Source organism: Variovorax sp. PBS-H4, assembly GCF_901827205.1.
Lineage (GTDB): Bacteria > Pseudomonadota > Gammaproteobacteria > Burkholderiales > Burkholderiaceae_C > Variovorax.
On record NZ_LR594675.1, the window covers coordinates 3,313,224 to 3,326,968 of the forward strand.

General features: G+C 61.4%; 10 protein-coding genes. 6 read left to right on the forward strand and 4 right to left on the reverse strand.

The window, feature by feature from the left end; translation table 11 throughout:
* Position 1 precedes the first annotated feature (1 nt).
* The 4 genes from E5CHR_RS15705 to smc form a co-directional block, all read right to left on the reverse strand.
* Entirely contained in the window at positions 2-427 is a 426-nt protein-coding gene (locus tag E5CHR_RS15705; protein ID WP_232062070.1) for a hypothetical protein, read from the reverse strand.
* A gap of 98 nt (positions 428-525) precedes the next feature.
* Entirely contained in the window at positions 526-2,577 is a 2,052-nt protein-coding gene (gene ligA, locus E5CHR_RS15710; protein WP_162580713.1) for an NAD-dependent DNA ligase LigA, read from the reverse strand.
* Between the two features lie 26 nt (positions 2,578-2,603).
* Positions 2,604-3,701, reverse strand: a complete 1,098-nt coding sequence (locus E5CHR_RS15715; protein WP_162580714.1) for a cell division protein ZipA C-terminal FtsZ-binding domain-containing protein — start codon at positions 3,699-3,701, stop codon at positions 2,604-2,606.
* Between the two features lie 7 nt (positions 3,702-3,708).
* Positions 3,709-7,224 carry a chromosome segregation protein SMC gene (smc, locus tag E5CHR_RS15720; RefSeq protein WP_162580715.1) on the reverse strand — a complete coding sequence of 1,172 codons (3,516 nt, stop codon included), beginning with the start codon at positions 7,222-7,224 and terminating at the stop codon, positions 3,709-3,711.
* 115 nt (positions 7,225-7,339) lie between these two features.
* On the opposite strand from smc, the gene E5CHR_RS15725 reads away from it, so the two are divergent.
* The 6 genes from E5CHR_RS15725 to E5CHR_RS15750 all read left to right on the forward strand — a co-directional run bounded on the left by E5CHR_RS15725 (position 7,340) and on the right by E5CHR_RS15750 (position 13,637).
* Positions 7,340-8,092, forward strand: a complete 753-nt coding sequence (locus tag E5CHR_RS15725) for a hypothetical protein (protein WP_162580716.1) — start codon at positions 7,340-7,342, stop codon at positions 8,090-8,092.
* Positions 8,093-8,432: 340 nt separating this feature from the next.
* Positions 8,433-9,824 carry an ADP-ribosyltransferase gene (locus E5CHR_RS15730; protein ID WP_162580717.1) on the forward strand — a complete coding sequence of 464 codons (1,392 nt, stop codon included), beginning with the start codon at positions 8,433-8,435 and terminating at the stop codon, positions 9,822-9,824.
* Between the two features lie 336 nt (positions 9,825-10,160).
* Positions 10,161-10,625 carry a type III secretion system chaperone gene (locus E5CHR_RS15735; protein ID WP_162580718.1) on the forward strand — a complete coding sequence of 155 codons (465 nt, stop codon included), beginning with the start codon at positions 10,161-10,163 and terminating at the stop codon, positions 10,623-10,625.
* A gap of 67 nt (positions 10,626-10,692) precedes the next feature.
* Positions 10,693-11,484 carry a hypothetical protein gene (locus E5CHR_RS15740; RefSeq protein ID WP_162580719.1) on the forward strand — a complete coding sequence of 264 codons (792 nt, stop codon included), beginning with the start codon at positions 10,693-10,695 and terminating at the stop codon, positions 11,482-11,484.
* Between the two features lie 31 nt (positions 11,485-11,515).
* Complete coding sequence (locus E5CHR_RS15745; RefSeq protein ID WP_162580720.1) at positions 11,516-11,992, forward strand: hypothetical protein; 477 nt, start codon at positions 11,516-11,518, stop codon at positions 11,990-11,992.
* A gap of 154 nt (positions 11,993-12,146) precedes the next feature.
* On the forward strand, positions 12,147-13,637 hold the full coding sequence (locus tag E5CHR_RS15750) for a hypothetical protein (RefSeq protein WP_162580721.1): 1,491 nt from the start codon (positions 12,147-12,149) through the stop codon (positions 13,635-13,637).
* Positions 13,638-13,745 lie beyond the last annotated feature (108 nt).

The window sequence follows — 13,745 nt, forward strand, 5'->3', positions numbered from 1 at the left end:
CTCAGGGAGGCGTCTGGTTGCGCGAGTCCGGCGAACTGAGCATGCGGTTGATCTCGCGCGCACTGCGGCCCGGAGGAATCGGCACCTGCGTGCCGGCAACACCGCCGGTCCGCGGGCCCAGGCCGGGCGGCGGCGGCACGGGAACGCCGGGGCGTACCCCGCTCCAACCGGAGCGCGGATGGTCTGCATACGGGTAGTAGCCCGGGCGCCCGTGGTCGTAGCGGTACGGATAGGGATAACGCGGCCGGGAGTAGTAGCCACCGTCGATATAGACGTTCGGCTGGACCACGACCGGCCCCGGGTCGGAATAGTAGGGGTAGGGGTCGGAGTACCCGTAGGAGCCTCCCGGCACGGCCACGCAGCCGCCCAGCAGGGCCGCCCCGCCGACGACGGCGCCCACACCCCATAGCCGAAGATTCTTGATCATGATGGACTCCTGGTAGGTACTCCTGTCAACGTCCCCTTTGTAGACCTTGTTGACTTCTGCCGGATAAAGCGCAGTAACGCCCGGTAAAGCTCGGCTCTTCAAAGCCCGTTCTCGAGAATCTCGAGCATGCGCGCCTCGTCGATGACGGCCACCCCCAGCCCGGTCGCCTTGTCGAGCTTGCTGCCGGCCTCGGCGCCCGCCACCAGGAAATCGGTTTTCTTGCTGACCGACCCGGCGACCTTGGCGCCCGCCGATTCCAGTTTGTCCTTGGCCTCGTCGCGGCTGAGCGTAGGAAGGGTGCCGGTGATGACGAAGGTCTTGCCCGCGAGCGGCTTGGGCGCGCGTGCGGCCGGCTCGCCCTCGTGCCAGGTCACGCCGCAGGCGCGCAGCTGCTGCACCACCTCGCGGTTGTGTTCCTGCTCGAAAAAGGTTCGCAGGCTCTTCGCAACCACCGGTCCGACGTCGTTGACTTCGAGCAATTCCTCTTCGGTCGCATCCATGATCGCGTCGAGCTTGCCGAAGTGCTTGGCCAGGTCCTTCGCGGTGCTTTCGCCGACGTGCCGGATGCCGAGCCCGAAAAGAAAGCGCGGCAGCGTGGTCTTCTTCGATGCTTCCAGCGCATCGACCAGGTTCTTCGCCGATTTGTCGGCCATGCGATCAAGGCCGGCCAGGGTTGCAAGGCCCAGCTTGTAAAGGTCGGGCAGAGTGCGGATCAACTGGCCGTCCACCAGCTGCTCCACCAGCTTGTCGCCCAGGCCTTCGATGTCCATGGCGCGCCGTGCCGCGAAATGCAGGATGGCCTCCTTGCGCTGCGCGCCGCAGAACAGGCCGCCGGTGCAGCGATAGTCGACCTCGCCCTCCTCGCGCAGCGCATTGGAACCGCACACCGGGCATTTGTTCGGCATAGTGAAGATGGGGCCGCGCTGCTCCGGCGGCCGCGCGGCGCTTTCGGGCACCACGCCCACCACCTCCGGGATCACGTCGCCGGCGCGCCGCACGATCACGGTGTCGCCCACCCGCACATCCTTGCGCCTCGCCTCGTCCTCGTTATGGAGCGTGGCGTTGGTCACGGTGACGCCGCCGACAAACACCGGTGCCAGCTTCGCCACCGGTGTGAGCTTGCCGGTGCGGCCCACCTGCACCTCGATGCTTCGCACCTCGGTCGTTTGCTCCTGCGCAGGGTACTTGTGCGCCACGGCCCAGCGCGGCTCGCGGCTCTTGAAGCCGAGCCGGCGCTGCAGCTCCAGGCTGTCGACCTTGTAGACCACGCCATCGATGTCGTAGGGCAGCTGGTCTCGCTGCGCCGCAACGCGCGCGTGGAAGGCCACCAGCGTGTCGGCGCCCGGCCCCACGGCGCGCTCCTTCGCCACCGGCAGTCCGAAGGCGGCCAGCGCGTCCAGCATTTCGCCGTGCGTGGCCGGCTGCTGCGTCCAGCCCACGACCTCGCCCAGCCCATACGCGAAGAAACTCATGGGCCGCTGCGCCACCAGCGCGGGATCGAGCTGCCGAATGGCGCCTGCCGCCGTGTTGCGCGGGTTGATGAAGGTCTTGTCGCCGCGCTCGCGCTGGCGTTCGTTCAGCCGCTCGAAGGCGTCGCGCCGCATGTAGACCTCGCCGCGCACTTCCAGCACCGCCGGCGCCTTGCCCGAGAGGCGCAGCGGGATCTGCCCGATGGTGCGAAGGTTCTGCGTCACGTCTTCGCCGGTTTCCCCGTCGCCGCGAGTGGCGCCCTGCACCAGCACGCCGTTCTCGTAGCGCAGGTTGATGGCCAGTCCGTCGAACTTGAGCTCCGCCGAGTATTGGACCGGGGGTGCGTCTGCAGCCAGGCCCAGCTCGCGCCGTACCCGGGCGTCGAAAGCCAGGGCGCCGGCGGCGGTGGTGTCGGTTTCGGTGTGGATGGACAGCATCGGCATCGCGTGCCGCACCGGCGTGAGGCCTGGCAGCACGGCGCCTCCAACGCGCTGCGTGGGCGAGTCGGGCGTGCGCAGCTCGGGGTATTCGGCCTCGAGCGCCTGCAGCCGCTGGAACATGCGGTCGTACTCGGCGTCGGGCAGCTCGGGCGCGTCGAGCACGTAATAGAGATGGGCGTTGTGGCGCAGCTGCTCGCCCAGCGCTGCGGCTTCGCGAGCCGCTTCCTCGCGTGGTGTCATTGAAATCTCCGGATCAGAGCGCGTTTTTAGCTGAACAGCCGCCGGGCCAGTGGCGACCCCGCCGACAGCTCGCGCGAATCGAGGGTGTCGTAGAGCTGCTCGAGGTCGGCCCCGATCGCGTCCATCGTCTCCTCGCGCAGCAGCTGGCCGTCGCTGTCGGTCACGACGCCATCCATTTCGCGCGCCAGCGTGGCGGCCGTTTCGCGCATGCGCGTGAAGGGGCGTTCGGCGCGGTCGACCTGGGGGACATCCAGGCTCAGCGTGAGCTCGCGGATGGCAGACTGGGCCGGGTCGTCGGCCAGCGCGGCCTGGGTGTCGAAGGACAACCCCAAAATCGGCGGCAGCCCGAGCTCGCTCGCCGGCAGCACCATGCGGCCAGGAATGATGCCGGCCACGAAACCCAGCCGCGCGGCATTCTGCTGCACGTAGCCCGGGCTCCAGGCGGCGTGCTGCGCGCGGAGCACGAAGCTCAGCTGGGCATCGTGCGCGCTCGCGAACTGATCGAGCTCGCGCGCCCGCGCCACCTCGTCGAGCATCTCGGGGAACTCGGGCGCGCCGTTGACGGCATCCGCAAAGGCCTGGGCCTTGACCACGAATTCGGAGTACTCGATCTCATTGAGCGCACCGGTGCGGTTGGCCAGTTGCACGCCGGCCTGGAAGGCGCCGTAGCGCTGGCCGGGCGCGGCCGGCTCCCATTCGCCGGTGTGTTCGTTGAGGCCCTCGATGGCTACCGGCTTGCTGCCGGCGCGCCGCGTCGCCGGCATGGCGGCAATGGCGGCATCGCCCGAGGCCAGACCGTCCAGCGTGATGGGCGCGATGACGTCGATCAGCGGGTCCAGCCCGCCGCGACGGTCGGCCGTCGGAATCGGCAGCGCGCTGGGCGCGGGCAGGTCGGGGTCGAACAGCGGCTCGTGGCGCTCGGCGCCGGCTACCGGGTGTCCGGCCACGTGCAGCACCGGCTCTTCATCACGGTTGAGGGGCGCAGGCGCTGTTTCAGGCCGATCGCCCACTGGTTCATCGGGTTGGCGCGGCGCGTTGCGGCGCGACATCCAGGCGTTGTAGCCAACCACCGCGGCCAGCACGAGGCCGCCGAGGATTGCGAGTGCGACGGTGAGGTTGCTCATCCGGCGCCTACGCGGCCTCGGCCATCGACACGGCCGATTCCATGTCGACCGCCACGATGCGCGAGACGCCCTGCTCCTGCATGGTCACGCCGATCAGCTGTTCAGCCATTTCCATCGCGATCTTGTTGTGGCTGATGAAGAGGAACTGGGTCTCGCGGCTCATGGCCGTCACGAGCTTGGCGTAGCGCTCCGTGTTGGCGTCGTCCAATGGCGCATCCACTTCGTCGAGCAAGCAGAAAGGCGCCGGGTTGAGCTGGAAGATCGCAAACACGAGTGCGATGGCTGTCAGCGCCTTCTCGCCCCCCGACAGCAGGTGGATGGTTTGGTTCTTCTTGCCGGGCGGCTGGGCCATCACCTGGACGCCGGAGTCCAGGATCTCGTCGCCGGTCATCATGAGCCTTGCGTTGCCGCCGCCGAAGAGCTCGGGGAACATGCGGCTGAAGTGCTCGTTGACGATCTTGAAGGTGCCGCCGAGGAGCTCGCGGGTCTCGCCGTCGATCTTGCGGATGGCGTCTTCCAGCGTGTTGATGGCCTCATTGAGGTCGGCCGACTGCGCGTCGAGGAAGGTCTTGCGCTCGCTCGCCACCGCGAGTTCGTCGAGGGCGGCGAGGTTGACCGCGCCGAGCGCGGCGACCTCGCGGTTGAGCCGGTCGATTTCCGATTGCAGGCCGGTGAGCCGGACCTTGTCCTCCTCGATCGACCGGGCGATCGCTTCGAGATCGGCCTCGGCATCGGCCAGCAGCTGCTGGTACTGCTCGAAGCCCAGGCGGGCGGCCTGCTCCTTCAACTGCAGCTCGGTGATGCGCTGGCGCAGCGGGTCGAGCTCGCGCTCCAGCTGCAGCCGGCGCTCGTCGCTGGCACGCAGCTTGAGCGTAAGGTCGTCGTACTGGCTGCGCGCGGCGCCCAAGGCGGTCTCGCGTTCCAGCTTGAGCGAGAGCGCGTCCTGCAGGCCGGCCTGTGCGGCGGCATCGGACAGGCGGCCGAGCTCGGCGCGGGCGCGCTCGTCCTCTTCGGTGAGCGACACGACCTGCTGGGTCGCCGTTTCAATAGCGCGGTTGAGCTCGCCGCGGCGCGCTTCCAACGTGCGCTGCGCGAAGACCGCCTCCTGCGCCTGGCGCTCCAGGCTGCGGTGCTGCTCGCGACTGGCGGACAGCGCGCGGCCGGCCTCGATCACGCGCTCGTCGAGCTGCGCATGGCGCTCCTGGCTGTCGGCCAGCTGCATGTCGAGCTCCTCGAAGCGGCCCTCGGCGGCGATACGCTTTTCCTGCAGCTCCTCGAGCTGCGCCTCGACTTCGCCGAGGTCGCTGGACAACTGCTCGCTGCGCGCGCGCGTCTGCTCGGCCAATTGCGTGAGGCGCAGCGTCTCGACCTGCAGCTCGTGCGCGCGTGACTGCGTGTCTGCCGCTTCGCGCCGCGCGATGACCAGCCGCTGCGCTGCATCGCCGTAGGCGGACTCGGCGCGGGCCAGCGCGGTACGGGCCTCCTCGCTGATCAGCGTCTGGGCGCGCAGTTGACGCTCCAGGTTCTCCATCTCCTGCTGGCGCGCCAACAGGCCCGCCTGCTCGGAATCCTGGGCGTAGAAGCTCACGCTATGGGCCGTGACCGCATGGCCGCTCTTGACGTAGATCGCCTCCCCCGGCTGCAGCTTGTCGCGCTGGGCCAGGGCTTCCTCGAGCGTCGGCGCGATGAAGCAGCCGTGCAGCCAATCGGCCAGCAGCGCCTGCTGACCCGCGTCGCCGAGGCGCAGCAGGTCCGCCAGCCGCGGCAGCGCGCCTGGCGTTTGCGGCGCGGCAGCCGTGGGCGGGCTGTAGAAGGCCAGCTTGGCGGGTGGCGCATCGCTGCCGAAGGCGCGGACCATGTCCAGGCGGCTGACTTCAAGCGCGCCGAGGCGCTCGCGCAGCGCGGATTCGAGAGCGTTCTCCCAGCCTTGCTCGATGTGGATGCGGCTCCAGAGGCCTTGCAGGCTTTCGAGGCCGTGTCTGGCGAGCCAGGGAGCCAGCTTGCCGTCGGTCTTGACCTTCTCCTGCAGCGCCTTCAAGGCTTCGAGCCGAGCCGACAGCTCGGCATGGCGCGCACCCTCGGTGTTGACGGAAAGCTGCTTGGTGCGGCGGTCCTCGTCGAGCTGCGGCACGGCTTCCTGCAAGTCGTGCAGGCGGGCATCGGCTTCGCTGGCGGCTTCCTGCGCGGCGGCCAGCTGTTCCTGCAGCTCGCGCAGCCGGGCCTCGTCGGGTGCGGCCAGCGCATTCTTGTCGCTGCGCAGGCGCTCCGCGCGCAGCGTGAGCTGGCGGGTCTGCTCCTCGATGTTGCGCTGGTCGGCGGCCAGCACCTGGATCTGCTGCTGCACCTGCGCGACGCTGGCACGCTGGGCGTTGGCCTCGTCCTGGGCACGCTGCTGCGCCTCCTCGAGGCTCGGCATGCGCGCGTCGTGCTCCTCGAGTTGCGCGGCCAGCAGTTCGGCCTGCTCCTCGGCATTCACCCCCTGGCCGGCGAGCGTCTCGATCTCGGTCTCGGCGTCTTCCCGGCGCGTGTTCCATTGCGCGATCTGCTCGCCGAGCTGCAGCAAACGTTGCTCGACCCGCTGGCGGCCTTCGACCACGAAGCGGATCTCGCCTTCCAGCCGGCCGACTTCGGCACTCGCCTCGTAGAGCTTGCCCTGCGCCTGGTTGACCTGGTCGCCGGCCCCGTAGTGGGCTTGGCGGACCGTCTCGAGCTCGGACTCGACATGGCGCAGGTCGGCCATGCGCGACTCGAGGTCGTTGATGGCCTTCTCGCCGTCTGCCTTGACCTTGGCCTGGTCGCCCTCGCTCTCGCTGCGCTTCAGGAACCACAGCTGGTGCTGCTTGCGCGTTGCATCCGCCTGCAGCGTGTTGTAGCGGGTGGCGACCTCGGCCTGCTTCTCCAGCCGCTCGAGGTTGCTGGTGAGCTCGCGCAGGATGTCCTCGACGCGGGTCAGGTTCTCGCGCGTGTCGCCGAGCCGGTTCTCGGTCTCCCGGCGGCGCTCCTTGTACTTGGAGACGCCGGCCGCCTCCTCGAGGAAGAGCCGCAACTCCTCCGGCTTGGACTCGATGATCCGGCTGATCGTCCCCTGTCCGATGATCGCGTAGGCGCGCGGGCCAAGGCCGGTGCCCAGGAACACATCCTGCACGTCGCGCCGGCGCACCGGCTGGTTGTTGATGAAGTAGCTCGAATTGCCGTCGCGCGTCAGCACCCGCTTGACCGCGATCTCGGCGAACTGCGACCACTGGCCGCCGGCACGGTGGTCGGCGTTGTCGAACACCAACTCCACGCTCGATCGGCTGGCCTGCTTGCGCGTGGTCGTGCCATTGAAGATCACGTCCTGCATCGACTCGCCGCGCAGTTCGGAAGCTCGCGATTCGCCGAGCACCCAGCGCACCGCATCCATGATGTTCGACTTGCCGCAGCCGTTGGGGCCGACAACCCCCACCAGTTGGCCCGGCAAGAGGAAGTTGGTCGGTTCCGCGAAGGACTTGAAGCCGGAGAGCTTGATGGAGTTGAGACGCACGGCTGGTCTGGTTGGCTTTTAAGTTGCCAAGGTATTGATTTGTAAGGGAATATCGGCCGGTCTGACCTCTCCGGGACCGGCTGCTGCCCGAGGCGGCGATGATAACGTGCGGGCCATGAGCGAAAACCTCTTGTCTACTCCTCTCGCGCGCCGCGCCGTACTCATGGGTGGCCTGGCCGCTGCGGTCCTCGGCCTTGCGGGCTGCGCCAGCACCGAACGCGCCGAGGCCTATGGCAACAATGAATGGCTGCAAAGCGGTGCCAACCGCATCGCCAACCTCGCCTTGCGCGACAACCTGCAGTCGATACGGCGCGTGCAGCTCTCGCTGTACCGGCGCAACCCGCGCGAATGGCGCAAGTGGGCGACGAGCGCGGAGGACGCGACCCAGCGCACCTGGGACGCTATTTCGCAGGACGTCCCGCTGGCCGCGTTGCGCGGCACTACCGGCATCGACGCCATCCGCCTCGCCTTCGAGACCCAGCCCAGGCCCTACGAGGGCGACCGCGTCGCAGCGATGGTGGTCGGCTGGGCATCCATGCTCAAGCAGGCCAACGGCGGCACCTGGGAGCAGACCATGCTCGACGGCGTGAATGCCGAAAACAGCTACCGCGCGGCGCGCAACGTCGAGATCTCGCTGTGGCTGATCGGCTCGAAGACCGGACCGGACGGCCAGCCGCTGCTGCTGGCCACGGAGATCAGCGAACGCGGGCGCAACCTGGTGGTCGATCGCGAATTGTCGAAGGTGGTTGCGCGGCTGGACCTCCTGGCCGCGCAGGCGGATGAGAAGTACCGGCGGGCGGCGCTGGACTTCGGCCAGAACTGGCTGCTGGGCAACCTCGGGCCCTTCTTCTCAATGGTTCAGAGATAGGCCGCTCCGCCGGCCCCGCTTGGCCATGGAAACTTTCGTTTTCTGAACGCGTTTCCATTCTTCGCCAAAAAACAGAATCCCAAAGGTTTCCGAGCTGGCGAAAAATATTGCCGAGCCGCGCTCTTCCCAAGCGAATCGGCTCCTAAGGCCCTTCTGAACAATGTTTCCGGGATAGCTCGATCCCGAGCCGATCAGGCTATGGAACTTTGGTTTTCTGAACGTTCCCCATCATGCAGGAAGACCGGGTCACGGCGGCTTCCAATCGTCTCGACGCCGCCAAGCTGAACGCCGCCGAGCTCACGGGAACATTTTTCATCCACCACCGAAAGCAGTTCAGGCCATGAGTGATCGCATAACCACGTCGCGTTTTATGCCCGCGAATCCCACGCGCCGTCCTATTTCACGTTCTGAAGACGGAAAGCAGCCCGAGGACGCCAGGACATCATCACCCTCGACAAAATTAACCAGCATCGTTCCAAAAAGAACCGCCTTCGTGAAGGCAGTTCCTCCTAGCTCGCGAATTCTCAATACCATAAGCCCGGATCGCTCGTCATCTTCCAGCGCGGCTCAAGAAGAATCGCCATCTGGCAGCGAGGAGAAATCGGCAACGAGCGAAAGCGAGACGTCGAGCTTCTCCGAATCAGAACATTCGACTGAAAAAACTCAGGCTGCAATCTCAACTCCGTGGCAACGGACAGACACAAAACATCAAAAGAAATTAAACAGGCTGAAGGAAAAAAGAAAGGAGGCCTCAAGTCAGAAAATTGAGCGAAAGAAGGCCCAGCCCTTGCCTCCGGGATTGAAATTAAATTCAAGGCTCTCAAGCAATTCAGAGCTTTCATCAAATGCGACAGAACTTGATCATTCAATTTTTCTCTCGCCGGCCTCAAGTCAGCATGGCCTGTCGCAGAGGAGCAAGAAATCACTTGTTTCTTCGATCCCAAAGCGCCTGATCGGGAAGCTCCAAGAGGCCACATCGACCAGAGCCATTGAGCCTTTGGTCAATGAAATCGCCGACGCTCATGCTCGCGAAGCTTTTGGCGAGAGCATGAGCAACACCTTGAAGAGCCTGAACAAATCCGATCTCTACAAGGATGCCCTGAAGGGCAACGAAGACCTGGCCACCCTGCTTCCAGGTGTCCTGGAAAGCTACCTCTCGAGTTTGCTCAACAATCCCAGCGCACTGGAGACCATCAAGACGCACGAATTGACTGCCGACGAGGCCGTCGCTATCCGGTGGTATGGGCGCGAGGGCTTCCAGTACGTTCAGCCATCACTCAGGCAAAAGCCGGACCCTGCTCTCGGCGAAGACAACGTTGCCGCTCCGCCGACAACCTTCGCGAACCTGGTGAAGGCCTGCGACAACGGCTTTGCCAAGCTGCCGCCGCTCCCTCACGGCATGGAACTGTTCCGCGGCACGAACTTCTTCAACGCCGACCTGGAGGCAGGTGACGTCTATACGGACCCGGCATTCGTCTCCACGAGCACATCACGGGACGTCGCAGAGCAAAAGTTCCAAGGGTGCTTTGTGCTGAAGTTCATCAACATTCCGGAAGGTGACCCGAGCTGGCGCGACATCTCCACCTTGACGGGCAACCCGAAAGAGGCAGAGGTCCTCTGCCTGCCCGGCAGGACATTCAGAGTCTTCTCTCGCGGAGAGGGTGCAAACGCGGGAGAAGGGACGATTAACAACCCGGAAATCATCACGCTCGAGCCCGTCTTCATGGGATGAGCAAGAACTCGACCCTCACACGACTACTTTTGGTTGCAGAGCTCCCAACACTGGAAGCACGACAAGCTGATGGCAACAGCTTTCGAAGCCACCGGAAAACTGGCGGTCCCGCGCTGCACTCCCGTGTGGAACAGCTTCCTAGCACTTTCTTCTCGATGACTCAGAAAAGGTCAACTCCCGGCCCTCTTTGACAGTGGAACCTTCGTTTGCAGGGGGGTTACTCATCCGGTGAGCAAACCGGGTCACAAAGGTTTCGAGATTCACAGGGGGTTCCACCCGTGGCGAGGAAGCACGCCGTCATGCGGCGGCTTGCCACGTGCAAGCAGGCAGGTGTTCATGAGCATTGATTCAAACCAGGTGGCCCGACTCCTCGTGGAGTTGGGCGAACGCACACCGCGCATCGAAAGCATCGTTCAGGAAGCGGACGCGCCTCGCTGGGCCATTGAGTTGGACGATGGCCATGTCGTCCTCGCGGAACTCGATCAGGAGCGCAGCAGGCTCAGCCTCGAGGCGGATCTAGGCCGACCGCCCGAGGAGCACCGACTCCCGACTTGCGAGGCTTTGATGATGCTCACGTCCCTTGAGCACGCCTCGCGCGATTGGGCGATGGCGCTCAGCGAGCCGAATGGTGAATTCCAACTCTGCGGTCAGATTGCAATGCCATCGGCCTATGCGATCGACTTACAGACAACTCTCTTCGCATTTATCGATCAAGCGCAGCAGTGGCGAGAAATTGTTGCGCGCGGAGCACAACCGGCGGGTGAGCAGATTCAGCAATTACCCCCCGACCTCCTGATCTAGGACCAGCCGCTAGATTACCGGTTTCTGGCATATTCCCTACCTTCCTTAAATATCGGAAAATTTATTTATGAATCCCAACAAGACGCAACCAAGGATCACAATCACCGAGAGCACACGCCTTAGTGATCTGGAAAAATTCACGGAAAACCTAAACTACAACGCCAAACTTCGTGGAAAAATCAAAAAGGACGGCACATATTCTCTCAAGGTCAGCACAAAAGGCAACGGAACTGGACTAAAGAATGCCTTATTTGGCACCGTAAAAATCCGTCGCGATTCAGCCCGCCTTGCAATAGCACGAGTCGCCTTCAAAGAAGGGAACGCAGCCCTTGCCAAGGGGTTGAGGAAGAAATCTGGCGAACTTACTGCAGGGGACTTCATGGCCCTGCTTTCTGCGCCTGAGTCCCCCAAATCGGTGGAACTAGATTTAACTCGCCAGCCATCCTTGGAAGATGACTTCAATGCGCTCGAATTCGAACTTACAAAAAGTGCGACAGAAAACAAATCAACGATGCATTGCACCAATTTCTTCAAGAAGACAAAAGATGAAATTTATCAAATTTCCAAGAAAAGCGATGACGTCATTGCTGATGAGCTTAAAGAAATCGGGGCGATCGAGGAAGTCAATCTTGCAAAAATGGGGGAGAAAGACCGCAAAATGCTGGAAAGAAGCGCTTTTGCCGAAAAGATCTATGCCTTGCAAAAAGAGGCAGCCCTCAAAAATACCGAACACAATAATTTTGTGAAAAAACTGGAAAAACGTCCAAGAAGGCATATTTCTAGGACCAACCGACAAAGAGGAACGGGGAGTTTTCAATCGACTGTGCTTCAAATTTTCAAGGAACATAGCCGGTCATGAGCATTTTCCCACAAATGTCGGTCTTGAAGTCTTGGGTCTTGGACTTTTGGTCGATCGTGGCATCAATTTAGTGCTGACCGAATTTGAAAAAGTCATAATTGTAGTCAATGAAAGCAAAGTCATTGATAATACCGGAAAAAAGAACGCCATTAAAGCGGAAATAAAAAAGCTCGCCCTCGAAGCGAGGCTTGATGAAAGACTTGAAAAACTGAAATTTGCAGCAACCCTACTCATGAACGATGAGTTTCTTTCTGCACTTCCAAAAGAAAAACGCGTTCCTTTAGGAATTCTTGGCATCAACATGGCAAATTTGGTTAGAACGTTTGAGAAACCGGATGGGCCGTATCAATCTCTTCGTCGCGTACTCGACGAAGCCGTGAAAAATCCTGACAAATTTATAGAATGGGCGCAGAAAGTAAAAAAGCCCGGCGAAACTGAGCAATTACCTGAGCAGATGGTAGAAAATAATGCCGATGCGAGTGCATCACAAGAGCAAATCGAATTCTAAGCCGACGAGCGATCTCCTCTTTGATCGGCTTTCGTTGATTCCCGTTATATTGGCGGTGACTCAAAAAAGAATTCTGAAACCGGCAGCCTGCATTCATCAGCTAGCCAAACAGCATTACATATTTTCGTCCATCCATCATCAAAAGTAATTAATTATGTCCAGATTTTCAGCCCTCACCCCGCGCGCCAAGATTTTCACGCGCGAAAAAACGCAAACCCCAAAAGCAGATTCGTCTTCATCCGAAGAGAAAAAATTACCCAACATCGTTTTAAAAAAACACTCCCCGAAAGCCATTCCTCGACCTCAATTCAATCGTAGGCGCAACGAAATGGAAGCTCAACAATTATCCTCCAGCACGGGAGAAGAGTCGAAGTCAATTGAAAAAGAAAGCAAATCAGAAATCAGTGGGAGCGATAGCGCCGACACACCCGCGAAAAAGAAAATCAATCTATCGATATCCAAGGCTTTGGTCAACATTGTTCCAAAAGATAGATTCAAATCAACGAGGCCTTCGTCAGCCCGATCTCCGCGCGCCTTCTTGAGTCGGAATGCCGCCTCCGTAAAGAAGGCGCCGCCTCCTTCGTCGGACGCAGATCTACTGCTTGAAGGTCAGCTATCTCCAGGAATGAACCATGAAACAACGCCGCCACCTCATCTGATAAATTTTCCCAGCTTGCCGGAATACGCACGCGGGAGTGCGTTCAAGAGAACTGCTTTTGCCAATTCCAAGCGCCAAGAGCCCTTGCAAAAGAGAGGTGTATTCGCAACAAAGGCCAACGCCGACGCCAAGAAGACCAGGCTTCAACGTATCCGAGGGACCCTGCCGACAGGAGTGAATCTGGATGACAATGGCAATTTGACCGGCACCACTTATCTCATCGCAACTCCAAAATTTCTCGAAGGCGGTTCTCCTGCGTTTGAAGGGCTGGAGGACCTGGCTTTTCAAGACTATTTCAATAGGGTTGAGAATAACGCTTTGAATGGCAATCTCGCCGAAGTTGCCGGCCAGAAGATAACACCCCAGGCGCAAAGTGATTTCTTTCGACTCGATTATGAATTTTGCGACGAGGATGGGAGTATATTTCGATCCTATGATCTCGATATTCCGAAAGAAAAACAGAAACAGCGCAACGAGGCCGTCACCCTCGCCCTGCGTGCATTTTCAGGCTCTGACGCCGCAACGACCGTTCTATCCGCAATTCTTCATCAGAGTACCCCGGGCGCCATTGCGCGGGGCCTGAGAAATGTTGACGGATTTGAAATGGCACACCTGCGCTTGATCAGCGCAATGAATACAAAAGTGCGGAAGGTATATGTGGTGAAGGAAGACGGTTCCCGGGAGCACATCGTGAACCCGCTAGGATTGGCCGGGGCCAGGTTCAAGCTTTCCAAACAGGAGAATGACTTCAAGTTGTCGATCGAATGGCAGATGTATTACGAAGCAAAACTCGGGCAGGAAGAATTTTTGCCTTTAGGCGAGAACGAGATCATTGGTGTCCATTGCCAGGCTGAGTTTGTCGTCCATGGAGACACGGCGCACACAACCGTGACGACCGATGACGACAAGGAACGCAACTTCATGGAGCTCACGATTCCGGATGGTGGGATTCAAGCGACGTTCTCGGGACGCCTCAAGTTGGACTGACGAAACTGAGCGATGCCAGCGCACGGCTAGGTTCAAGTGGGAAGTGGCAGCCGTCAGCGCGGCAGCTGGCACCTAGAATGCTTCCGCTTTCTCCATCCCATCTTTTCC

Excerpts from the sequence above, each read along its gene's own strand:
- E5CHR_RS15705 (WP_232062070.1), bottom strand. The coding sequence starts at position 427 with ATGATCAAGAATCTTCGGCTATGGGGTGTGGGCGCCGTCGTCGGCGGG.
- ligA (WP_162580713.1), bottom strand. The coding sequence starts at position 2,577 with ATGACACCACGCGAGGAAGCGGCTCGCGAAGCCGCAGCGCTGGGCGAG.
- E5CHR_RS15715 (WP_162580714.1), bottom strand. The coding sequence starts at position 3,701 with ATGAGCAACCTCACCGTCGCACTCGCAATCCTCGGCGGCCTCGTGCTG.
- E5CHR_RS15725 (WP_162580716.1), top strand. The coding sequence starts at position 7,340 with ATGAGCGAAAACCTCTTGTCTACTCCTCTCGCGCGCCGCGCCGTACTC.
- E5CHR_RS15730 (WP_162580717.1), top strand. The coding sequence starts at position 8,433 with ATGAGTGATCGCATAACCACGTCGCGTTTTATGCCCGCGAATCCCACG.
- E5CHR_RS15735 (WP_162580718.1), top strand. The coding sequence starts at position 10,161 with ATGAGCATTGATTCAAACCAGGTGGCCCGACTCCTCGTGGAGTTGGGC.
- E5CHR_RS15740 (WP_162580719.1), top strand. The coding sequence starts at position 10,693 with ATGAATCCCAACAAGACGCAACCAAGGATCACAATCACCGAGAGCACA.
- E5CHR_RS15750 (WP_162580721.1), top strand. The coding sequence starts at position 12,147 with ATGTCCAGATTTTCAGCCCTCACCCCGCGCGCCAAGATTTTCACGCGC.